25 protein-coding genes are annotated in these 21840 nt (G+C 63.0%); 11 read left to right on the top strand and 14 right to left on the bottom strand.

The features are described from left to right. Positions 1–88: 88 nt before the first annotated feature. Positions 89–847, top strand: a complete 759-nt coding sequence (locus CMV30_RS03145; RefSeq protein WP_096054671.1) for a ribonuclease HII — start codon at positions 89–91, stop codon at positions 845–847. 142 nt (positions 848–989) lie between these two features. Here CMV30_RS03145 and CMV30_RS03140 read toward each other — a convergent pair whose 3' ends face one another. The 4 genes from CMV30_RS03140 to CMV30_RS03125 all read right to left on the bottom strand — a co-directional run bounded on the left by CMV30_RS03140 (position 990) and on the right by CMV30_RS03125 (position 2563). Next, the gene (locus CMV30_RS03140; RefSeq protein ID WP_096054670.1) at positions 990–1250 is read right to left on the bottom strand and encodes a type B 50S ribosomal protein L31; all 261 of its coding nucleotides are present in this window, start codon (positions 1248–1250) and stop codon (positions 990–992) included. A 25-nt stretch (positions 1251–1275) separates the two neighbouring features. Further along, a complete protein-coding gene (ykgO, locus tag CMV30_RS03135; RefSeq protein WP_012376436.1) occupies positions 1276–1401 on the bottom strand; it encodes a type B 50S ribosomal protein L36 in 126 nt (41 codons plus the stop codon). Between the two features lie 100 nt (positions 1402–1501). Then, positions 1502–2062: a YqgE/AlgH family protein gene (locus CMV30_RS03130; protein ID WP_096054669.1), complete on the bottom strand. Its 561-nt coding sequence runs from the start codon at positions 2060–2062 to the stop codon at positions 1502–1504. Between the two features lie 18 nt (positions 2063–2080). Further along, on the bottom strand, positions 2081–2563 hold the full coding sequence (locus CMV30_RS03125) for a deoxycytidylate deaminase (protein ID WP_096054668.1): 483 nt from the start codon (positions 2561–2563) through the stop codon (positions 2081–2083). Between the two features lie 378 nt (positions 2564–2941). Here CMV30_RS03125 and CMV30_RS19245 point away from each other — a divergent pair, with 378 nt between their 5' ends. The 3 genes from CMV30_RS19245 (at position 2942) to aroQ (ending at position 5271) form a co-directional block, all read left to right on the top strand. Next, entirely contained in the window at positions 2942–3868 is a 927-nt protein-coding gene (locus CMV30_RS19245; protein WP_138223093.1) for a hypothetical protein, read from the top strand. Between the two features lie 47 nt (positions 3869–3915). Further along, complete coding sequence (locus CMV30_RS03110; RefSeq protein ID WP_096054665.1) at positions 3916–4668, top strand: Nif3-like dinuclear metal center hexameric protein; 753 nt, start codon at positions 3916–3918, stop codon at positions 4666–4668. A gap of 174 nt (positions 4669–4842) precedes the next feature. Further along, positions 4843–5271 carry a type II 3-dehydroquinate dehydratase gene (gene aroQ, locus CMV30_RS03105; protein WP_096054664.1) on the top strand — a complete coding sequence of 143 codons (429 nt, stop codon included), beginning with the start codon at positions 4843–4845 and terminating at the stop codon, positions 5269–5271. A gap of 75 nt (positions 5272–5346) precedes the next feature. Here the strand turns inward: aroQ and CMV30_RS03100 are convergent, their stop codons facing one another. From CMV30_RS03100 to pgsA, 3 genes are all read right to left on the bottom strand, one after another. Next, entirely contained in the window at positions 5347–5547 is a 201-nt protein-coding gene (locus CMV30_RS03100; RefSeq protein WP_096054663.1) for a hypothetical protein, read from the bottom strand. 85 nt (positions 5548–5632) lie between these two features. Continuing rightward, positions 5633–6163 (bottom strand): phosphatidylglycerophosphatase A family protein, encoded by a 531-nt coding sequence (locus CMV30_RS03095; RefSeq protein WP_096054662.1) that lies wholly within the window; start codon positions 6161–6163, stop codon positions 5633–5635. Continuing rightward, the gene (gene pgsA, locus CMV30_RS03090; protein WP_096054661.1) at positions 6160–6765 is read right to left on the bottom strand and encodes a CDP-diacylglycerol--glycerol-3-phosphate 3-phosphatidyltransferase; all 606 of its coding nucleotides are present in this window, start codon (positions 6763–6765) and stop codon (positions 6160–6162) included. The genes CMV30_RS03095 and pgsA overlap by 4 nt, the downstream gene beginning before the upstream one ends. 144 nt (positions 6766–6909) lie before the next feature. Between pgsA and coaD the strand changes: the two genes are divergently transcribed. The 3 genes from coaD to CMV30_RS03075 are packed head-to-tail and all read left to right on the top strand — an operon-like array spanning position 6910 to position 8422. Continuing rightward, complete coding sequence (coaD, locus tag CMV30_RS03085) at positions 6910–7398, top strand: pantetheine-phosphate adenylyltransferase (RefSeq protein ID WP_096057586.1); 489 nt, start codon at positions 6910–6912, stop codon at positions 7396–7398. Positions 7399–7431: 33 nt separating this feature from the next. After that, the gene (locus CMV30_RS03080) at positions 7432–7983 is read left to right on the top strand and encodes a methylated-DNA--[protein]-cysteine S-methyltransferase (RefSeq protein ID WP_096054660.1); all 552 of its coding nucleotides are present in this window, start codon (positions 7432–7434) and stop codon (positions 7981–7983) included. A 19-nt stretch (positions 7984–8002) separates the two neighbouring features. Beyond that, on the top strand, positions 8003–8422 hold the full coding sequence (locus CMV30_RS03075; RefSeq protein WP_096054659.1) for a cytidine deaminase: 420 nt from the start codon (positions 8003–8005) through the stop codon (positions 8420–8422). Between the two features lie 61 nt (positions 8423–8483). Here the strand turns inward: CMV30_RS03075 and CMV30_RS03070 are convergent, their stop codons facing one another. Next, complete coding sequence (locus CMV30_RS03070; RefSeq protein ID WP_138223092.1) at positions 8484–8993, bottom strand: hypothetical protein; 510 nt, start codon at positions 8991–8993, stop codon at positions 8484–8486. 233 nt (positions 8994–9226) lie between these two features. On the opposite strand from CMV30_RS03070, the gene secG reads away from it, so the two are divergent. From secG to CMV30_RS03055, 3 genes are read left to right on the top strand one after another with little or no spacing between them, the layout of a single operon-like run. Next, the gene (gene secG / locus CMV30_RS03065; protein WP_096054657.1) at positions 9227–9607 is read left to right on the top strand and encodes a preprotein translocase subunit SecG; all 381 of its coding nucleotides are present in this window, start codon (positions 9227–9229) and stop codon (positions 9605–9607) included. 17 nt (positions 9608–9624) lie between these two features. After that, positions 9625–10527: an outer membrane lipoprotein-sorting protein gene (locus CMV30_RS03060; RefSeq protein WP_096054656.1), complete on the top strand. Its 903-nt coding sequence runs from the start codon at positions 9625–9627 to the stop codon at positions 10525–10527. Between the two features lie 28 nt (positions 10528–10555). Continuing rightward, the gene (locus tag CMV30_RS03055; RefSeq protein ID WP_245844381.1) at positions 10556–11005 is read left to right on the top strand and encodes a GatB/YqeY domain-containing protein; all 450 of its coding nucleotides are present in this window, start codon (positions 10556–10558) and stop codon (positions 11003–11005) included. A gap of 80 nt (positions 11006–11085) precedes the next feature. On the opposite strand, the gene CMV30_RS03050 is transcribed toward CMV30_RS03055, so the two are convergent. The 6 genes from CMV30_RS03050 to CMV30_RS03025 all read right to left on the bottom strand — a co-directional run bounded on the left by CMV30_RS03050 (position 11086) and on the right by CMV30_RS03025 (position 20133). Next, entirely contained in the window at positions 11086–11571 is a 486-nt protein-coding gene (locus CMV30_RS03050; RefSeq protein ID WP_096054655.1) for a methylated-DNA--[protein]-cysteine S-methyltransferase, read from the bottom strand. Further along, a complete protein-coding gene (locus CMV30_RS03045) occupies positions 11568–13016 on the bottom strand; it encodes a DNA-3-methyladenine glycosylase 2 family protein (protein WP_096054654.1) in 1449 nt (482 codons plus the stop codon). Before CMV30_RS03045 ends, CMV30_RS03050 begins: the two co-directional genes overlap by 4 nt. 116 nt (positions 13017–13132) lie before the next feature. Then, positions 13133–15100, bottom strand: a complete 1968-nt coding sequence (locus CMV30_RS03040; RefSeq protein ID WP_096054653.1) for a transglutaminase family protein — start codon at positions 15098–15100, stop codon at positions 13133–13135. 30 nt (positions 15101–15130) lie between these two features. Then, entirely contained in the window at positions 15131–17104 is a 1974-nt protein-coding gene (locus tag CMV30_RS03035) for a DUF3857 domain-containing protein (protein WP_096054652.1), read from the bottom strand. Positions 17105–17147: 43 nt separating this feature from the next. Further along, positions 17148–19229: a DUF3857 domain-containing protein gene (locus CMV30_RS03030; RefSeq protein WP_096054651.1), complete on the bottom strand. Its 2082-nt coding sequence runs from the start codon at positions 19227–19229 to the stop codon at positions 17148–17150. 70 nt (positions 19230–19299) lie between these two features. Beyond that, a complete protein-coding gene (locus CMV30_RS03025; RefSeq protein WP_096054650.1) occupies positions 19300–20133 on the bottom strand; it encodes an EI24 domain-containing protein in 834 nt (277 codons plus the stop codon). 405 nt (positions 20134–20538) lie between these two features. Here CMV30_RS03025 and CMV30_RS03020 point away from each other — a divergent pair, with 405 nt between their 5' ends. Continuing rightward, positions 20539–21315 carry a response regulator gene (locus tag CMV30_RS03020; protein ID WP_096054649.1) on the top strand — a complete coding sequence of 259 codons (777 nt, stop codon included), beginning with the start codon at positions 20539–20541 and terminating at the stop codon, positions 21313–21315. The last annotated feature ends 525 nt before the right edge of the window (positions 21316–21840 follow it).

Raw genomic sequence — 21840 nt, 5'->3', positions numbered from 1 at the left:
ATACGGTACGAAGAAGGCGCGGGCGGGCAATGGTGGCGAGGCGAGTCCGGTGCTTGCGCGTGGCGGGGAGGTCTTTACAACGGGCCGGATGAAGCGCCGCCAGCTGCGCGGTTACGACCTTAAACAGATCGACGGATTCGCCAGTCTCATCGGTGTCGATGAGGCGGGGCGTGGCGCGCTCGCGGGGCCCGTGGTGGCTGGAGCAGTGTTGGTGACGAAGGAGTTTTTGGAGAGCCGCTGGGCGGTGACGCGGGCGAACAAGGTGAACGATTCGAAGCTGCTCACGCCGGCGGAGCGAAGTGAGTTGTGGTTCGAGTTCGAGACGTTGTCGGCGCAGAACGAAATCCACGCGCACTTCGGCGTGGCGAGCGTGGAGGAGATCGAGCAGCTGAACATCCTGGGCGCGACGAAGCTGGCGATGCGGCGGGCGCTGGAGGGGATTTATCCGCCGTCGGCGTTTCAGCAGAAGAGCGAGCCGGACTTGTTTGCGTCGCCCGATGAGGTGGCGAGTTTCCAGCCGCAGGTGTCGGCGAGGATTCTTGTGGATGGGTTGCCGTTGAAGAGTTTCCCGTATCCGCATAGTGGGATCGTGAAGGGCGATGCGCGGTCGTTGTGTATCGCGATGGCGTCGATCATCGCGAAGGTGACCCGGGACCGGCTGATGTCGGAGCTGGAGGGAACGTTTCCCGGCTATGGGTTCGCGCAGCACAAGGGGTACGGGACGGAGGAGCATCGGGACGCGGTGCTGCGGATCGGGAAGTGCACGCAGCACCGGGAGATGTTTTTGAGGAAGTTGCTGGCGCAGCGGGTGGACCCTGCGCAGGGGGATTTTTTGACGGAGGAGTGACGGGGAGCGGGGGAGGGAAGCGGGCGGACGCTATGCGCGACGAGGAAGTCGCTCCTCCATCTCAGGTGGGCGGGCGGCGGGTTTGGGCATGAAAAAACCCTCCCGTTGCGGGGAGGGTTTTGAAAGGGAACCTGCGGGAGGTTTACTTGGCAGATTTGCCGCCACCACGCTTAAACTTGGTGGTGAACTTCTCGACGCGGCCGGCGGTGTCGACGATGCGCTTTTCGCCGGTGTAGGCGGGGTGCGAATCCATCGTGACGTCGCGGACGACAACGAAGTAGTCCTCGCCATCGATCTTCTCTTTACGAGCAGACTTCATGGTGGACTTGGTGAGGAAGCGTTTGCCGGTGCCTACGTCGAGGAAGCAAACGTTGTTGAGTGTGGGATGGCCTTCGGCTTTCACGGTGGGAAAAATAGAGGTTAGAAAATCAACCCTGACGCGCCTTGTAGCGGGGTTCGACTTTGTTGATCACGTAAATCTTGCCGCGGCGGCGGACGACTTGGCACGCCGGGTGACGCTTCTTCGCAGATTTGATGGAGGAGACGACTTTCATAAAAGGGGTGAAAACACCGTTCGCGAGGGGGAGTGTCAAACGGAATTTTGGGGAAGGAGCACTCTGATGGTTAGGCGGGCGGCAAATGGCGATGGGCTGCTTAATTCAGGCTGGGGTCGTCGGGTTCGCCGGCGAGGAGTTTCCACTCGTGGCCGATGTTGCCGAGGATGGCGCGCCAGAGGGTGTCGTCCTGATCGAGGTCGAGGACGTCGGCCATGAGGGGGCTGACGATCCAGGTGTTTTGTTTGAGTTCGTTTTCGAGCTGGCCGGCGCTCCAGCCGGAGTAGCCGAGGAAGGCACGGAGGTGCATGCCGTCTTCGGATTGGAGTTCGAGGGCTTTTTGCGGGTCGATGCCGAACATGAGTTGGAAGCCGGTGCCCTCGGGATTGAAGCGCCAGGCGCACAGGAGGAGACGGTCGGTGTCGACGGGGCCGCCTTGGAAGATGGGGACGGCGGAGAGGGGGCTAAGGGCGAACTCGGCGTTGAGCTGGCCGAGGCGTTTGCCGAGGGGGCGGTTGAGGACGATGCCCATGGCGCCTTTTTCGTCGTGGGCGGAGAGGAGGATGACGGTGCGGCGGAAGTTATCTTCCTTGAGCGAGGGGTGCGCGAGGAGGAGGGCGCCGGCGAGGGCGGAGGGGTCGGAGTGGTGGGATTCGCGCATCGGCGGGCGAGGCGGCGGTCAGGCGAGGTGGGTGATTTTCACGCCGCCGTCGGCGAGGAGCGGGGCGACGAGGGGGTCGCTTTTATAGTCGGTGCGGTAGCGGATTTCGGAGATGCCGGCGGCGGCGAGGATTTTCGCGCAGTTGATGCAGGGGAAGTGGGTGACGTAGGCGATGCAGCCATCGACGGGGGAGCCGCGGCGGGCGGCTTCGGCGATGGCGTTTTGCTCGGCGTGGACGGTGGCTTGTTCGTGGCCATCGCGGACGCGGGAGACGTGCGGGGTGCCGGGGAGGAAACCGTTGTAGCCGGCGGCGACGATGCGGTTTTTGCGTTCGCCGCCGCTGACGATCACGCAGCCGACGTGGAGGCGTTCGCAGGGGGAACGGGTGGAGATGAGCAGCGCGGTGGCCATGAAATAATCGTCCCACGAGGGGCGGTTTTCACGGTTCTCGGCCGCGCGGGCGACCCAATCGACGAGTGACTCGGTGGCTAGACTGCTCATTGCGCGGGCAGCGTGGGAGGGGAGTCGGAAAAGGCGATAGCGAAGAGGGCGGCGCGCGGAGCGCGCGCCGCAATGACCAATGACCAATGACCAATGACCAATGACCAATGACCAATGACCAATGACCAATGACCAATGACCAATGACCAATGACCAATGACCAATGACCAATGACCAATGACCAATGACCAATGACCAATGACCAATGACCAATGACGGATGGGCGGTGATCGTTGGGGCGGAGCGTGGGGGCGGCACTTGAGAAGTGCCGGTCCGGGGAGAATGCGTGACGGAGTCATTGCTCGTTGGTGGTTGGAAAAAAGTTTGAGCGTTTTTTGCGTCGCCGGGTCTCTTGAGCAGCCTCTTCGCATCTTTTCTATGACCAACGTTTCCACGGGTTCGCGCGCGCGTCGTTTTGTTTGGGGGCTGGTTGGCGCGTTGGTGGTGCTGGCGATCGCGGGTGGATTTTTTTTGCGGGCGCGAGCTGGCGGGCCGCCGGGCGCATATGTGGTCCCGCTCGATGCGAACAGCCGGGCGGGTGGGGCGTGGTTCGTGCAGGCGCTGACGACTGCGCGCACGTTTGCGGTGGGGCAGACATTGCGGATACCGGATGAATCGCGCGTGCGTGTGATTTATCCAGACGGGCGCACTGAAGACGTGAGCGGACCGGTCACGAGCCTGGTGCCGGCGATCGCACTGCGCGGGGAAACGGTGGATAACTTTTTGGCGGTGCCGCTGGCAGAGCTGGTGGATGTCGCGCCGGAGCGGACGAGCGGGACGACGGGCGATGTGCGCATCGTGTCGCCGGTGAGTGTGACGCGTTTCAGGAATCCGGTGGTGGCTTGGGCGGCGCGTCCAAAAACCGACTACGACGTGGCGATCATCGATCCGGCGGACCCGATGGCGCCGCCGCGCATCGCGCAGAAAGTGCGGTCGCCGGTGGAATTTGCGCAGTTGGAGAGTCCGCAGAAGCGCGGGTTGCAGGCGGACCGGTTGTACGAGGTTTATGTGCGGGAGTCGGGCAATGTGACTGTGGTGGGCGCGGCACGAATACTCGTGGCGGAGGCGGCGGGCGAGGGATCGCTCCCAGCGGAGCCGGCGGATTTGTTGCGCGAGGCGGTCGAGGCGATGGCGAAAAAGCCGACGCGGACGGGCGATGCGTGGCTGGCGTTGTCGCGACTGCCGGTGGAGTGGCGGGAAAGCGAGCTGGCGGTGCGGTTGCGGCTGCGCGTGGCGGCGGAGGTGGGGTTGGACGAGGAATTTGCGCGCGCGAAAGCGGCGGCGGAGCGGCTGGCGAAAGACTGAGCGCGGGAGAATTGACCGGGGCGCGCGGGCGCGGCGTAGTGGCGGGCATGGCAACGCTTCAAGAGCTGGTGAATTATTGCGATGAGCGGACGCGGCGCAGCGCGTTCAAGGATGCGCCGGGGGCGTTTAACGGACTCCAGGTCGCGAATGATGGACGCGTCACCAAGATAGGCGCAGCGGTGGATGCGGGGCTGGTGCCGTTCAAGAAGGCGGTGGAGGCGGGCGTGGATTTTTTAATCGTTCACCATGGGATGTACTGGGACATGCCGCGTCCGTTGACGGGGCCGGTTTATGAGCGGGTCGTGAGTTTGGTGAAGGGCAACTGTGCGCTATACTCGAACCACCTGCCGCTCGATGGGCATCCGGAGCTGGGGAATAATGCGTTGCTGGCGCGTCAGCTGGGGTTGGAGGCGAAGCGGCCGTTTTTAGTGAGGGATGGAGAAGCGGTGGGCTGGATCGCGGCGCATGGGGAGACGCGGGCACAGTTGCGGGCGCGGCTAGAGAAACTTTATGGGCGGGTGATCGCGATTGAGTGCGGATCGACCGAGCCGGAGGCGGTGGCTTTTTGTAGCGGAAGCGGCAACAGCGCGGTGCCGGAGCTGGCGAAGGAGAAGGTGGATACGCTCGTGACAGGCGAGCTGCGTGAGGAGTGGTTCAACACGGCGCAGGAGCAGAGGCTGAATCTTTATCTGTGCGGGCACTATGCGACGGAGGTGCACGGCGTGAAGGCGCTGGCGGCGGAGCTGGCGGGGAAGTTCGGGGTGCCGTGGGAGTTTATCGGGACGGAGAATCCGCTGTAGCTGAGAGAGCGTGAGAGTCGGAAGGGGGCACGCAAAGGCGCGAAGGCGCAAAGAAAGCAGGAGGAGGGGACGGTATTCTTTGCGCCTTGGCGGCTTTGCGTGAGGCAAAGATTGGCCATGAAAATTCTGCTGCCCTTCGGAGGGGTTTCGTGTTTTTCCTGAGGGACTTCCTCGATGAAAAAGATCGCGATTCTCAATGGCCCCAATCTCGACCGGCTCGGCAAACGTGAACCGGAGATCTATGGTTCCACGACGCTGGCGCAGCTCGAGGAGTTGGTGCGCGCGGAGTTTGCGGGGAAGGCGCAGCTGGAGTTTTTTCAGTCGAATCACGAGGGTGCGCTGATCGACAAGATCGCGGCGCTGGCGGACGCGAAATTCGACGGCGTGGTGATCAACGGCGGGGCGTTCACGCACACGAGCGTGGCGCTGCGCGATGCTTTATTGGGTGCGCATTTGCCGACGATCGAGGTTCACATTTCGAACATCTATAAGCGCGAAGATTTCCGCCACAAATCGCTGACGGCGCCGGCGTGTATCGCGGTGATCACAGGGCTGGGGCTCGAGGGGTATTTCGCGGCAGTGAGGTTTTTGCTGAAGAAGTGATGGCAGATTAAACCACGGATTGCACTGAGGGCACGGATGCCGGACTGTTTACCGGATAATTTGATGAGTGCGTGTTCAACGCTGGCCGAGGAGGCGGGCGGGGAGCAGCAGAATCGCGCTGAGGAGTGAGACGATGGCTTCGAGGAGTGCGCCGATAATTCGGAAGGGAATTGAGAGCAGCCAGAGGACGGGCCCCGCGAGCAAGATGAGGAAGGCGAGCGGCCAGCAGAGGGCGAGGAGCAGGGACCAGAGGAGGAGAGCGAGGAGGATTTTCATCGGTGGGAGGATTCTCGTTGTTACGACGAGAACACCGATGAGGTGTGCAAAGTTGCGCGGACCGCTCGCTGGTGCTCGCGGCTACTTAACCGAAGTGAGCTATCGCGAGTGCGATGGCGTGGAGGGTGGCGCAGGTGGCGAGGGCGGCGGCGGCGTCGTCGGCGACCACGCCCCAGCCGCCGGGGAGGTTTTGGAGTTTCGCGATGCCGAGGGGTTTCAGGATATCGAAAAAGCGGAAGAGGGCGAAACCGGCGAGGAGTGGAATCCAGGGGCCGATCCAAGGAGCGTCGGGCAGGGCGCGGAGCATCCACGGCCAGCCGAGGAAGCAGAGGGGCATGACGACGAATTCATCGAGGACGACTTCGCCGGGGTCGCGGCGGCCGAGGCGGAATTCGGCTTCGCCACAGAGGGCGACGGCGAACCAGAGGCCGGGGATCGCGCAGAGAAAACCGACGATGGGGCCGAGGTAATGAAAGAAGACCAGTTGGTACATCAGGCCGGCGAGGGAGCCCCAAGTGCCGGGGGCTTTGAGGCGGCCGATAGGGCCGAGGCGGGCGATGGCGAGGACGGTCGGCGTCGGGAGAAAGCGCGGCCAGATCGGGTGCGCGAAGCTCATTTGGCCGAGTCGTCGAAGACCTGCTGGTATTTGCGCAGGTAGCTGATGCCGGAGGTGACGGTCAGCACAGTGGCGACGATGAAGAGCGCGTAGCCGGTGCGGTGAAGGATCGTGCCGTATTCAGAGACTGGAAACGGGAGCAGCGGGGCGAAGTCGATCTCCAGCATGGGGACGAACAGGAGAAAGCCGACAGCGATGAGCTGGAAGAGGGTCTTGGCTTTGCCGCCGCGCTCGGCGGCGACGACGACGCCTTTGGTGGCGGCGACCATCCTCATGCCGCTCACGAGGAATTCGCGGCAGATGGTGAGCAGGACCATCACGAGGAAGGGTGGCCAGTTGTATTGAGGGAGCGACACGAAGGCGACCATGAGCCCGAGGATCAGGATTTTATCCGTGAGGGCGTCCATGAATTTGCCGAAGTTGGAGACAAGGTTTTGTTTGCGCGCGAGGTAGCCGTCGAGCCAGTCGCCGATGGCGGTGGCGATGAAGATCCAGAAGGCGAGCGTGGCGGACCAGCGCCATTCGCAGTACATGAGCCACACGAGGAGAAACATCGTGGGGATGCGCGAGAGGGTGATGAGATTGGGGAGGTTGAGCTTCATGGGCGCGCGCAGCGGCGGCGGGCTGAAATCAGCCTCGTCATCGCAGGGTTAATCGTGTTCGTGCTCATGGCGTTCGTCACCGGTGGAAAAAGACGTCCGATGACGAGCGCGATTACCAACGCGAGCAAGAATCCTTTCACGAAAATGCGGCACTGCATCTATCCCGGCACCTTCGATCCGATCACGTACGGGCATCTCGATGTGCTCGGGCGCGCGGCGAAACTTTTCGACAAAGTCACGATGGCGATCGCGCACAATCCGGGGAAGGGGCCGCTGTTCAGCGCGGAGGAGCGCGTGGAGATGATCCGGCCGAATCTGGCGAAGCTGCCCAATGTGGAGATCACGACGTTTGGCGGGTTGCTGGTGGATTTTGTGGTGGAGCAGAAGGCGGTGGCGATCATCCGCGGGTTGCGGGCGCTGTCGGATTTCGAGTTTGAATTTAACATGGCGCTGATGAACCGGCATCTGAAGCCGGAGATCGAAACGCTGTTCGTGATGCCGAACGAGATGTACAGCTACACCAGCTCGAATCTGGTGAAGCAGGTGGCGCGGTACGGCGGCGATGTGGGGCATTTCGTGCCGGCGAATGTGGCGGAGGCGTTGACGAAGGCGTTCGCGAAGAAGCAGAGCTGAGGCGGACGGCGATATGCGTGTGGTGTTGATGCGATGGACGAGGTAGCGATGGCGTACGCGATTTTCTCAACGGCTCTCGGCGACTGCGGAATCGCGTGGACGGAGCGCGGGGTGAGCGGGTTTGTGCTGCCGCCGGTGGATGCGGAGGGTTTTCGGGAGCGCGATGGCGAGGGAGGGGCGGCACTTGATAAGTGCCGGTCCGGGGACGGGCGGACTGTGTGGGTTGATGAGTTGATCGCGCGGGTGACGCGGCACCTAGAGGGGAAGGCGGAGGATTTCGCGGATGTGCGGTACGACTTCAGCCGTGTCACGGCGTTTCAGCGGGAGGTGTATGAGGCGGCGTTGCGCGTGAAGGCGGGGGAGACGCGGACGTATGGCTGGCCGGCGGACCAGACGGGGCGCGGGACAGTGGCGAGCCGGGCGGTGGGCGGTGCGCTTGGGCAGAATCCGTGGCCCTTGCTGGTGCCGTGTCACCGGTTCATCGGGGCGAACGGGAAGATGACGGGGTTTTCGGCGCCGGGCGGGCTCGTCACGAAACGGAAGCTGCTGGCGATCGAAGGTGCGGAGTTGATCGCGGAGGGCTGAGCGGTTTGCGTCTCGCGGCATGAAGATCACGCCTGTTTTGAAACGCCGTTTGGAGAAGGCTGCGCGTGAGGCGGCGAAGAAGTCGTACTCGCCTTACAGTATGTTTCCGGTGGGCGTGGCGATCTTGATGGAGTCGGGGAAGGTTTTCACGGGGACGAATGTGGAGAATGCGTCGTACGGGCTGTGCAACTGCGCGGAGCGGACGGCGATTTTTTCGGCGGTGGCGGCGGGCGAGCGCGTACTGAGTTGCGTGGTGGTTTACACGCCGACGCGCGAGCCGACGTCGCCGTGTGGCGCGTGCCGGCAGGTGATCAATGAGTTCGGGCCGAAGATCCCAGTGATCTCGGTCTGCGATGGCGAGGAGCGGATCGAGACGACGCTAGACGTGCTCCTGCCAAAGGCGTTTGGACCGCACAATCTGGCGCAGGGGTTGTTTTGAGCGGGGACCGCTTGCTGGCGCTCGCGGCTACAAGGGCGTTCGCTGCGTTTTTTCTACTGGTTCACTCTCGTTTCTCAAAGAGCTGAAAGAGGCTTTTTGTTTCAGCGCCGAAAACAGCGGCTTGGTAGATTTCGAGAGGCTTGGAGTCCTCTTCAAACTCCAAGGTAAACCGGAAAATCATCGTGGTGTCTTTTTTGGAGAAGATCCAAGGACTCGCGCGCTTGGAAACTTCAATCGGCTTCGAGTTTCCGATCCAGCGCCCCTTCTCGGCTTTGGGCGCGAGATCTTCCACCATAACTTGGGCTTCCTTTCCAGAGACTTCCTCCACGACAACCTTCTTAAGCTTTTTGGGGTTTTTGTACTCGAATCCGAAGGAAGGAATGAGCTGTCGGTTATCTATGATGAAACCTGTGGCGTCAGTTTTCACACCTTCGACCACGGACGCTTTCGGCATCTTTCCATCGAATTCGAGCCGTACCTTTTTATCACCTAAAACAGTGAGCGTTTTGGTACCTGCAAGCATAGGCAGGGCAGTGAGGAGAAGTGTCAGTATGACGTAGCGTGGCTTCATATGATTGAGTGGGAGAGGCAGTGTTACCCCTTTGAGCGGACGGATTGGGTGATCTGCCCGCCGGGGTGTTTGGGAGTTGGTTAGATGTGGGTTAAAGCTGGAGCGAGTGTCTAATTTCAACGGAGTTGGCCTGTTGGTATGAGGAGGGTTTTCGACTGACTGGCGTTGAGCGTAACCACTCGAACCCGGCGTTGACATCGACTGGGGGGGACTGCTGAGTTCGACCCTTTCAAATGTCTATCCTCATTAACATTTTCATGGTCGTGTTGGTCCTGGTGTCGGCGTTTCTGGTGCTGATCGTGCTGGCTCAGAAGGCGAAGTCTGACGGCGGTGTCGGTGCGGCCATGGGCGGCGGTGTAGCCGAGGCGACGTTTGGCGCGGAGACGGGCAATGTGCTCACGAATGCCACGATCAAGGCATCCATCGCGTTCTTCGTGCTCTGCTTCGGTCTCTACCTGGGGAAGATTTATCAGTACAAACACAAGGCGAAGGAAGAGGGCGCACTGCCGACGATCACGGCTCCGGCGGTGCTCCCAGCTCCAGCGGCCACGGCTCCTGAAGCGGCTCCGGCCGCAGCGACGCCAGCTCCCGCTCCGGCGACCACGACTCCCTGATCGGTCGAGGTAACGACATGATGCGGGCGCTCAGCTCGACTCTTTCAAGGCAGGTGGCTTCGGCTGCCTGCCTTCTGTTTTTTCTAGGCGCGGCGACGGTGGTGTCGGCGCAGCCGAAGCGGTTTCGGCCGCAGCCGCAGTATGTGCAGATCGGCGAGCCCGATCAGGCGGAGGGGAAACGCATCCTGGAGGATTTTCGGATGCGCGGAATCGAAGGGGAGTATTACTGGGAGTTTTCGCTGCGGGTGAAACCGCGGCGCGGGGAGGATTCGTTTATCCCCGGGCGCTTGTGGGGGAGCCGGAATGAGAAGGGGCCGATCACGCGGATCGTGTTATGGCCGGGCGTGGCGGCGAACGAGCGGCGGCTGCTCATTCAGAACGGGCCGAAGAACGCGACGTGGAGCTGGCAGGCGGACAAGGCGGCGGCGGGCGTAAGCGTGATGGATGCGTCGGCGTGGTTTGCACCGCTGGCGGGGACGGAGCTGTCGGCGTTCGATCTGCAGATGCCGTTCATCTACTGGAACGATTTCGTTTTTGAAGGCGTGACGAACCGGAAGAACCGGCCGGCGTATGTGTTTCTCTTTTATCCACCGGCGGAGGTGGCGGCGCAGCGTCCGGAGCTGACGGGCGTGCGTATCTATGTGGATACGTCGGAGCGGGCGATTTTGCAGTTTGAGCAGATCGGCGATGCGGGGCGGGTGTTGAAGACGCTGAACCTGGTGTCGCTGAAAAAAGTCGATGGGCAGATGATTCCGATGTCGGTGGATTTCCGCGGCGAGGAGACGGGGAACAAGACGGAGTTCATCGTGAATGGGGCGGCGATGGGGATCGATCTGCCGGCGCGGATCTTTGAGCCTGCTTCGCTGGAAGAAACGGTACGTCCGCCCGCGGCTGACCGGATCAGGGCGGTTGCGCGGTGAGCGGGGCAGGCGTTTAATTTTTCAAATCATGGCCACCATTTACGAAACACTCCGCGCCGACATCGTCGTCGCTATGAAAGCCCGTGACGCTGTCACCACGACTGCCCTGCGTACTGCCGATGCCGCGATCAAGCGCGCCGAGATGGATACGAACAAGCCGATCGACGACGCGCTCGTGCTGACGACGCTGCGCAAGGCGGTTAAAAATCTCGCGGATGCGAACGTGGAGTTCGCGAAGGGCGGGCGCGCGGATCTGATCGCGGCGAACGAGAACGAGATCCGGATTTTGGAAAAGTATCTGCCGAAGAATCTCGATGCAGCGACGGTCGAGGTGCTGGTTGACGCGGCGATCAAGGAGACAGGCGCGGCGTCGAAGAAGGAGATGGGCAAGGTGATCGGCGCGCTGAAGAAGCATCCGGACGCGGCGTTGATCGACTTCGGTGCGGTCAGCAAAATCGTGCAGGCGAAGCTGCCGTGAGGGCAGCGAGCACGAAAAAGGTGCGGTGAAGTCCGCGTCTTAAATGACGCGGCTACGGGCGGGAACTGAAGCTGTGGCGATCAGACGATTTTCAAGCCTTCGAGTTCGAGCAGGCGTCGTTTGATTTCTTCGCCGAAGGCGAAGCCGGTGAGGGAGCCGTCGGCACCGATCACACGGTGGCAAGGGACGATGAGGCAGATGGGATTTGTCGCGTTGGCGCGGCCGATGGCGCGGGCGGCGGTGCGGAGTTTTTTGGCGAGGTAGCCGTAGCTGCGGGTTTCGCCGCGGGGAATGGAGCGGAGGGCAGACCAGACGCGTTGCTGGAAGGCGGAGCCTTCGGGCGCGAGGGGGAGATCGAAGTCGGTGCGTTTGCCGGCGAGGTAGGCGGAGATTTGGTCGCGTGCTGCCTGAGTGCGTTTCGAGTCATCGATGACCGTGTCGGCGTCGAAGCGGTCGCGGAGGGCGTCGAGGTTGCCGAAGGCGGTGGCGAGGACGGCGCCAGTTTCGGAGACCGCGACGGAGAAGGGGCCGAAGGGCGTGGGAAAGGTTGAGGTGTAGGCGGTCATGGAATCGGCTGGTTGAGCTGCCAGAGGTGGGCGGTGGCGAGGCTGCGGTAGGGGGAGAATGGCGTCATGAGGCGGCGGGTGGCGTCGAGATCGGGGCGTGTATCCAGTTTCAGGAGCGACTGGAGGCCGCTGGTGACGCCGGTGTCGCCGTAGGGGACGCAGTCTGCGAAGCCGAGGGAGCGTATCATGACGTAATTGACGGACCAGGGGCCGAGGCCGCGGATGGCGAGGAGGGTGCGTTCGGCGCGGGTGGCGGACATCGCGGGCAATGCGGTTAGGTCGAGCTGGCCGGTGGCGATGAGGCGAGAGATAGCGATGACGTAGTCGGCTTTCTGGCGGGAGAATTGGAGCGGGAGAAGATCGGCGGGCGTGAGTTTGGCGACGGTGGCGGGAGTGGGCAGGGCGTAGAGATTTTCGGCGAGTGGGGTGCCGCAGAGCTGGATGAGGCGGGTGCGGAGGAGTCGGGCGAAGGGGAGGTTGATTTGCTGGCCGATGATGGACCAGAGGAGGCCGTCGTAGATGGAGGGAGTCTGGACAATGCGGAGTTCTTCGCGGTTTTTGACTAGGCGGGTGAGGCCGAGTTTTTTGGCGAGGCGGGCGAAGGCGCGGGCGTCCTGGTCGAGGCCGAGGAGGGCAGTGACGAGGCGGTGGATTTCGAGGGTGTGGGTGGTCGAGGGCGAATGTGTTAGTCCGAGGGAAAAAGAGACCGAGATGGAAGCGGAAGAAAGCGCGAGTGTGAGGAGGGCGGGGGAGTCGTCGGCGAGACGGAGGGCGGTGGTGTAGCTGTCGCCTTCGAGCTTTTCAGTGATGCTGTCAGAATCTCGGCTGAGGGCGCGGCGGAGGTAGTTGAGCGGGTAGTTCTCGGGGAGGGTGAGGGTGAAAGTGTTTTGTTTCGGAAGCTGACGGAAACCGGCGGGTGTGAGGCCGGTGAGGCGGCGGAAATGGTCGTGGAAGACGGAGAGCGATTCGAAGCCGGAGTCGGCGGCGATGGAGGCGAGGGGACGGGATGTTTGCGTGAGGAGCGAGCGGGCGGTGGTGAGGCGGGCGGTGAGGAGGAGGTCGGCGGGGGTGGTGTGATAGTGCTGGCGGAAGAGTTCGAAGAGGCGGGTGGAGCCGAAGCCGGAGCGTCGCACGATGGTGGGGACGTCGGGAAAGGCGGAGGGGGTGGCGCGGATTTCGGCGACGAGCGTCTCGATGGATTCGAGGACGGGATCGGCGCCGCGGGCGAAGTCGTCGGGGTGGCACTTCAGGCAGGCGCGCAGGCCGAAAGCGCGGGCGGCTTCGCAGGTGGGGAAGAAGCGGACGTTTTCGGCTTTGGGTTTACGGGCCTTGCAGGAGGGCAGGCAGTAGATGCCGGTGGTCAGCACGCCGGTGAAGAAGCGCCCGTTGTAGTCGGCGTCTCCGGCGAGGACGCGGGCGTACATGGTTTTATCGGTGAGGCGCATCCGGACAAACTAGCACGAGTGTGGCGGGGTGTCGTCCGGGGAATTTCGGAGCAATTTTTGGCGCGGGCTCCGCGTCTTAAGTGACGCGACTACGAGGAGCATGGGAGGCGAGCGGACTATTTGGACTCGGTGCGTTTGAGGGTGAGGACGTGGGTGTCGCGGGTGTGGACCTCGTCGAACATGGCTTTGAGCTGGGGGTATTCTTTGACGGGGATGTTGACGACGGGGCGGATGAAACCGCGGCGGAGGGTGAGGGTGCGGTTTTTGGGCTGGAGGATGATGGCGCCGAGGTAGTGGCCCATTTTTTCGAAGTCGGTGCGGCCGGGGCTGCTGCCGGATTCGATCTGGTAGTCGGCGGGCAGGAGGATGGTGAGAAGGTCGTCCTCGGCGCAGGGATACGGGAAGTGGATGGAGTGGCGGCGGGTGGCTTCGGGGAAGACGGGGGTGGAATTTTTGAGGAAGACGAGGGGCTGGAAGAAGAGGCGGGTGCCGGTGAGCTCGGCGTAGTGTGGAATGCGAAGATCGCAGGAGAGGGCGAGGGGAAGATCGGGGCGGTCGGCGTTGGTGACGCGGATGTCGGTGATCTCGGCGTGTTCGATGTAGGGGGCGATTTCGTTTTTTACGAAGAGGTCACGGGCTTGCTGACCGGCGTCGTCGAGTTCGAATTTGGCGCCGGTCTGCCAGAGGCCGGTGTATTCGATTTTCACGGTGCCCTGGAGCGTGCCTTCTTTGTCGAGGTTGAGGACGGCGACGCGTTTGCGGACGGAGGCGGTGGGTGGCGGGGCGTAGAAGAAGAGGAATTCGGGCTGGCCTTTTCTGGCGACGAAGAGGGTGGTCTCGGAGTTTTTCCAGGCGAGTTCCTCGAAGGGGAGGTAGGCGGAGCCGGGGTCGAAGAAGCGGTATTTTTTCTCTTTATCGAGGACGGCGATGACGCGGTGGGTGAAAACGTAGGGAGTGCGGGGGATGCGGTTTTGGGCGCGGTCGAAGCCGAGGAAGTAGAACTCGCGATCGCTGCAGAGGACGGGGGTGATTTCAAAGCCGGCGGCGCGGGCGAGGGCGGCGAAGACGTCGTTGATGTCGTCGTCGGTGCCGTGGCCGGCTTTGAGGGTGGCGGTGGCGTTTTTGTTTTCGTGGGCCCACTGAGAGTCGGTGAGGCGGGTGGTTTCGAGGCTGTGGTTGAGGATTTTGGTGCGGGCGTAGTCGTAGATTTTGCGGAGCTTTTGTTCGGGGGTGTCGGCTGGCGCGACGAGGGAGGCGAGGGTGCTGGTGACGAGGCGGGTGGGCTTGGTCTGGTGCTCGGTGTCTTTGAGCAGGGCCTCGTTGGTTTCGTGGGCCCAGCGGGAGTGGTTGTAGCGGGAGAGGAAGATGAGGACGGGGACGCGGTTGATGAGCGGGGGCTGGAAGGGCTCGTCTTTGGCGGCGGGGATTTTTTTGAGAATGTAGGTGGCGAAATCTTTTTTGAGGACCGTATCCAGGTCGTCGCAGTTCAGGTATTGGGGGCTCATGCCGTAGTCGCGATGATCGGACTCATTGAATCTGAAAATGGAATGCCGGGTGGGCTGGCTGTTCTGAAATTCGATGATGAGCGGGTAAACGTCTCCGGATTGTTTCACCTCGTAGCGGTACTCGATGATGGCGCCGGGGCGGAGGCCGGGAGGGGCAAAGGATTTGAGGTTTTGGCGGAGGCTGCCGGCTTTGATGATTTCGCGGTCGAAGAAATCTTTGGCGGCTAGCGGGAGGATGGTGCCGTCGGGGAGAATGGTGCGGGCGGCAATTTCCTTGATCCGGTAGTGACGGCTGAAGGGGATATCGATGAGGGCGTTGGCGGAGACGCCGCGGTCGTTGTACACCTTGATGCGGACGAAGATTTCGAAGTGGGCGACGGTGCCGGTGTAACTGGTGAGAGTGGTTTCCTGGAGGAGGATTTCGGCACCGGCGTCGGGATCGACCTGCGGGGTGGTTTCGGTGAGGGCGGCGGGGAGAAGGATGGGCCATTCGGGGGCGGCGCTGGCGGTGGACGCGAAGGCGATGGTGAGGATCAACGCGCAGGGAATCCTGTGGAGGCGGCGCAGGAGGGAAGGCATGGGCGAGGTGGAGAAGCTGAGGCGCGGGGGTCAGAGTCGGCGGAGGACGACGGGGGATTGCTCGGCCTGGAAGATTTTTTCGAAGAAGGTGCGGGCGGTTTCGAATTGATCGGGCGGGAGCGTGGCGGCGCTGAGCTCGCGGGTGCGTTCGAAGTGGAGTTTGCCGTCGCGGACTTCGGCGCGGGCGCGGTAGTGGCCGAATGGGGACTGGATGTCGGCGGCGGGGAAGGCTTCGTCCACGGCGTAACCGGGCGGGAGCTCGATCTCGGTTTTCTCGGTGAAGGAGCTGGAGGTGATGACGACAGGCTGGGTGCGGTTGCCGCGTTTGAGGGAGACGGAGTCGCGGCGGGCGACGATGACGGGCTTAAAGACGAGGAGGGTGTCGCGCATCATTTTGCCGTAGGTGTGGGCTTCGAAGCCGATGGTGAGGTCGAGGCGGGCGGCGGAGAAGTCGTCGGTCGCTTCGAGCTGGGTGACGCGGACGGAAGGCAGGGTGCGGGCGAGCCAGGGCTGGATGACTTTGGTGCGGTAGTCCGATTCGGAAAGGGGCTGGCGTTCGTCGCGGACGGAGTTGGAGGCGTAGCCGTCAAAGCGTTCGACGATGGTGCCGGCGATGGAGCCGAAGGGATCAAGGCGGGCGGTGATGGTGCGGGTGACGCTGTCGGTCGCGGGAGTGGTGGTGGGGAGCTGAACGAGGCGGCCCCGGGGGCCGGCGAGGACGAGGGCGTGACCGCCGTGGGTTTCCCTGGCGAGCCAGCCGGGCGGGGTGGTTTCGTTGGTGGGATCGAAGAAGAGGATACGGCCGAGTTCGGGGTGGACGAGGACGCCGGGGAGGGTGACGGAATCATCGACGGGGATGGCGAGGATGCAGTGGTTGAATTGGAACGGGGAGGGCCAGTCGGGGCGGACGCGGGTGGCGTCGCCGGAGTAAACGATGACGGGGTGGGAGACGATGCCCTGGGAGCGGAGCAACGAGCGGAGAAGGGAGCTCTTATCTTTGCAGTCGCCGTAATTGCACTGGAGGACGCGGGTGGCGGGGCGGGGGATCATGCCGCCGGCGGTGGCGGCGTTGAGGTTGATGGAGATGTAGTTCACCTGCTGGGCGAAGCGGCAGAGGCGGGCGATTTTTTCCCACGACGTGGTGGCATCGGCGACGAGGGTGGCGGCGCGGGCTTTGATGGCGGCGTCGGGTGTGGAGGAGATTTCGTAGTGGGGAGTGAAATACTCGGAGATGGATTGCCAGGAGGCGAAGGAGACGCGGTTGGTGGCGGTGCCGGGGGGCGGGACGAGGTCGATGGCGAGCCAGGGGGCGAGCGAGTGGGTGGGCGGGCCGAGGGGTTCTTCCTTGAGGGCGGGGAGGTTGGTGAGGGCCCAGGTCTGGCTTTTGCCGGTGGCGGTGGGGGCGATGGGGTCGCGGTTGAAGGTGAGGGTGCGGGTGGTCCAGCCGTCGGGGAGGGTGTAGGTGATGGCGGAGTATTCGACGGGGACGGATTGCTGGAAGAACCAGATGTCCTGGGTGTAGATGGATTTTTCGGTGGTGATGGATTCGTAGGCGAAGAGGGAGCCGGGGGTGGCGGCGTCGGAGGCGGAGATGACCAACATGCGGGCTTCGCCGTAGAGTTCGCGGGCGTTGGAGAAGCTGGCGATGTCGAGGGTGTGTTTTTTGCCGTAGTCGATGGGGGCGCCGGTGGCGGGGATGAGCCAGGCCTGGAAGGATTTCACCTTGTCGGAGCTGGTGTCGTAGCCGAGGCGGGCGATGGCGTCGTCGCGACCGTCTTTGGTGAGAACGCGGATGACGTGGCGGGTTCGTTTGGTGACGAGACCGGTTTTATCGAGGGTGTAGTCGGCTTCGTCCAAGAGGACGGCGTGGGAGGCGTCGCCGTAGGGCATGGCGGCGGGTTTCGCGGAGAGGGCGGTGAGCCAGGCGGGCGGTTTGGCGTGGGCGGCCGCGGTGAGGGAAAATGCGAGAAGGACGGGCGCGAGGAAGCGGAGGAGGCGCGACATGGGGAAAGTAGAGGCGGTAGAATGACCAATGACCAATCGCGGATCAGGGGCTGGCGGGGGCAGGTGGGGCGGCGGGTGCCGGAGTGTTGGATACGGTGGGGGGAGTGTCGGCGGTGGGTTTACGGCGGAAGGTGACGGTGTGGGCGTCGCGGGCGTGGATGGCTTCGAGGGCGTCGCGGACGGCGTCGTAGTACTGGGTGGGGATGGCGATGGCTTTGCGGGTGAAGTTGCGGCGGAAGACGAGGGCACCGGTGTCTTTGGCGACGCCGAGGGTGGCGGCGTAGGAGCCGAGGGCGCCGAGGTCGAAGGAGGGCGGGGCGCTGGCTTGTTCGAGTTCGTAGCCTTCGGGCGGGGTGATGCGGATGTCGTCGGTGGTGGTGTAGGTGAAGTCGAAGGCGAGCGGGGTGCGGCGGGTTTTTTCGGTTAGGAGGAGCGGAAGATTTTTTTGAAAGAGGGCGGGTTGGACGAAGAGGCGGGAGCCGGTGCGGTCGGCGTATTCGGGGACGCGGAGGCGGAAGGAGATTTTGAGCGGGGCGAGGGGGTTGGAGGCGTTTTCGACTTTGATGTCGGAGAGCTCGGCGAGCTTGAGGTGTTCGCGGATCAGATCGCGGACGTACTCTTCGAGCTCGGCGGTACCTTTGTCGTGGAGATCCCATTTGCGGGCGTGGGCGTGGTGGCCGTCGTATTCGAGGGTGACGGTGCCTTCGAGGGTGCCGTCGGCGTCGAGGGTGAGGAAGGCTTTGCGTTTGATCGGGGAGGCGGCGGGCGCGGAGACAGAGATGGCGATGAGAGTGGCGTCTTTGGGGGCGGCGATGAGGACGCCGGTGTCGGAGTTGCGCCAGTGGGGGACGGCGTAGGGTAGGTAGAGGACGCCGGGGTCGAAGAACTGCCACTGGCCTTCGAGCTGAACGGCGGCGATGAGGTCGCTGGTCATGAAGGGCTCAGTGATATTCGCGTCAAAGGAGAGAAACGCTCTGTCCCCGGCGGCGGCGTAGCGGGCGTCGAGGCCGGCGGCGCGGGCGAGGGCGACGAAGGCGGCGTTGAGATCTTCGGCGGTGCCGTGGCCGGTATTGAGGGTGTCGGTGGCGGTTTCGTTGGGTTTGAATTTCGCGCGCTGTGCGTTGGTGAAGCCGGCGAGGGGGCTGGCGCGGTTGAGGAGTTTGGTGCGGGTAAAGTCGTAGAGTTTGCGGAGTTTTTGGTCGGGTGTGTCGGTCGGGGTGACGATGTTCGCGAGGGTGGTCTGGACGACTTTCGTGGCTTTGGTTTCCTTGAGCATGCGCTCGTGGAGTTCTTTGCCTTGTTTTGCCCAATACTGGGTGGGGGGAAGCTGCTTTTGGAGACTGTAGCAAACAATGCGGGATGACTCGGAGTTGAGGCGAGGCGGTTGGTAGGGCTCCTCCCTGGCAGCGGCAACGTTCGCTAATTCGAAGACGAAGAATCCGTTTTTATCCGGTTTGAGCGGCTGCGGTGCGCAGTTGAATGACAGGACGCGTGCGGTGAGTTGGGTTTCTCTGGTCGTGTACATCCCGCTGAGATCCACGGGCTGGAATTTATACCGTACGAGTCGCGCAGGCAGGTTGCTTTGAAAGTACATCGGTACGTACCAGCTCCACCCTTCGGTGATTTCGGTATAGGCATATTCGACGATGGCGCCCGGCTGAAGGCCCGCCGGGGAGAAGGATTTTGCCTTCACACGCTCTTTGCCGAGCTTGATGATTTCGCGGTCGTAGATGTCTTTTTTCTCCAGCTCGATTATCTGGCCATCCGGTTTGGTGGTGCGGACGGCGATGTCGCGGATCTTGGTTTTTTGATCGTAGGGAAGGTCGATTTTAAGGAAGTCCTGGAGCCCTCTCTCTGAGTAAATTTTGGCGCGCACAAAATGCCTCCGCTCAAATTCCTCGACCAAGTTGTGCATGATGACGGTTTCGCGGAAGAGGATTTCGGCGCCGGCCTCGGGGTCGATGGTGGGTTTATCGGAGGCGAGTTCGGCGGCGGGGATGGGTTCCCATTTGGCGGCGTGGAGGGGCGGATGTGCGCCGAGAAAAAGGGCGGCGAGAGCGAGGCTGCGCGCAGCGAGTTTCAGGATACGGGAGTGCCCGGGGGTGTAGGGAGCTGGAGCCGCCATGGTGACCTAGCGTCAGGACCGGGGACGGCGCTGGCAACCGACAAAACGGGCAGCCGCGGAGGCTTACGTTTCATTTGAGTGTGGCCGTTACGGGCGGCGCGCTGCCCGCTCGGAGGCGGGCGAGTTCGCGGAGGAAGAGGTGGCAGGTGGCGGCGCCGATCCAGGCGGGGGTCATCAGGCCGAGTATGGGGATGGCGGGGGCGGCGGCGAGGAGCGTGCCCAGAAAGATCATACGGAGGCGGGCGCGGCGGATGAGGAGGCGTTGCTCGTCGCGGGTGGCGAGGCCGTCGAGGGCTTCGTTCACGAGGGTGCGGATGTTGAGGTAGCCGAAGAGGACGAAGAGGAGGACGACGTTGGCGACGGGTATGAGGAGGAAGGGGAGGCCGAGGAGGACGGCGAGCGCGCCGGTCTTGGCGACGTTGGTGACGGAAGAGAGGAGGCTGTAGGGCGGGCGCGGGGGAAAGGGCGGGTAGTGTTTTTCGACGGCCTGGCGGATGACGGGCATGAGGAGGAACTCGACGGCGATGCGCACGGTAGCGTACACGGCGACGAGAATCAGGAGGACGAGCATGATCCAGGTGGCGGTGCCGAAGGTGACGTTGCCCAGGAGGGCGGCCGCGCCGTCGGCGAGGGGGACGCCGGTGATTTTTTCCTGGGCGGAGGCGGGCAGCCAGTTGGGGAAGAGGCGGAAAAGGCCGAGGAGCGACCAGGCGGTGAGGAAGGCGGCGGCGGTTTTTATCGGGGTCCAGGCGAAGACGAGCAGGATGGCCCAGAGGGCGAGCGCACCGGCCCAGAGACCGAGGGAGAAGGCGATCATGCGAAACGTGAAGCCGTCGCGCAGGCCGAGGAGGGCGCAGGTGAAGGCTTCTCGGATGGAGGAGACGGGGGACGGCGGGGTGCGCATGGTGGCGTGTGGGCGAGTGAGCGTGGGCGTGAAAGTGGGCGTGAGGGAGAGAGCGGGCGAGGGCGTGAAGGCGGAGTGAGAAGAAAGGGTGAGGGAATAGAAATAAGGGTGGAGAGCGTGAGGGTGGGAGTGAAGGAGTCAGTGAAGGAAGAGGGAGCGTGAGAGGTGTCTCACAACACGCAACTGGTGTGGGAGGTTGCAGGGGATGCGGCGGGTGGGAGCGGAGGTATTTTGAGGCGCAGGCGGGAGGTGGAGCGGTGGTGGGAGGGGGAGTGAGGAGCGGTGCCGGGGGATGGGCTTTATTTGGTGTGGCGGTGGGCCGTTTAAGGCTTTTGCGTGCGTGGCTGCCCGGCCGGGTTATTTGTTCCCGGCTGGGATGCCCGATTTTTTCTCACCCCGTTTTTTATGGCCAAGATTTTGATCGCTGACGATTCCACCGTATGCCGGACCGTGCTGTCCATTTTGCTGACGAACCAGGGGCACGAGGTGAAGCAGGCGCGCGATGGGAAGGAGGCGATCGGTTATCTGGAGCGCGAGGGGTTCGATATTATTTTGCTCGATCACGAGATGCCGCACGCGAGCGGGATGGAAGTGTTGCGGCTGGTGCGGGATCACTCGGAGATCCCGGTGATCATCGTGTCGGGGACGGTGACGCCGGAGTTGTCGCAGGAGTACGCGGCGCTGAGGGCGGGGGGGATTTATGCGAAGCCGGTGAACCCGATAACGCTGCGGGATGGGATCGCGGCGTTGTTGTCGCCGGTGGCCGCGGAGGTGGTCGTGGAGAAGACGGACAAGGAGCGGGCGTTCGATAAAGAGATCGCGCGCGTGAAGGATTTTCCGGCGACGCTGACGCTGCTGGGGAGCCGGAAGACGCCGTTTGCGGCGGTTATCAAGCGGATCGTGGGCGATGCGCCGCAGGTCGAGATCGTGCTGCCGGAGTCGGGCGGGGCGGATCTACTCGACGATGTGCCGCATGACCGGGTGATTGTGATTCCGTCGGCGGCGGATTTGTCGGATGCGGCGCAGCTGGTCTTGAAAGACTATGTATCGAAGCCGCGGGCACGGGTGATTTTGTGCGTCACGTCGTCGATCGAGTTGCTGGAGGATCTGGGGTTCAGCCAGACGTTGCTCATGCGGTTCGGGACGCGGTGCCTGGAGATTCCGGAGGATGTGAAGGGGTGAGGCGTTGAGGGGCGGTGGGGCAGACGTGTGCGCTGTTGCGTACGAGTGAAGATGAGGCGAGTGCTCACTGGGATGTGCTGCGGTGATGGGGGGGGCGCGCAAACCGGTTCACGCAAGGGGGCTAAGGCGCAAAGAAGGAGGATGAAGGGTGTGCAAGGCGGCTGATCCAGGGGATGTGCGTGCCGGTCTCTATCGCGAGGGTGGCGGCGGGTAAACTTCTGCCGAACGTTAAAGGTCAGACGCGCGCTGGCGAGCGCGGTCTCGGCTCTTGGAGCCACGGCGGGAGGTTGAGCGGAGAGGGCGCTCGCGAAAAACAGCCCCGCTTAAGCGCGTTGTCTGTACCGCCTGGTTCGGCAACGAGCGATGCCAGCAAACAGAAGTCATCGTAGCGGCGCGTGCGCTCTCGTCGAAGACTCCACGGAAACTTTTCTTCTCGCTGAAACGGCTGCGACGACCCGCGACCACCTCTTCTTTGAGCGACGCCAAACGCTCGCTTGCGTCGCTCACAAAACTCTCCGCCCGTAT

Source organism: Nibricoccus aquaticus (assembly GCF_002310495.1).
Taxonomy (GTDB): domain Bacteria; phylum Verrucomicrobiota; class Verrucomicrobiia; order Opitutales; family Opitutaceae; genus Nibricoccus; species Nibricoccus aquaticus.
Note: the sequence above shows the minus strand (reverse complement) of the source record. Positions and strands in the feature narration are given on the sequence as shown.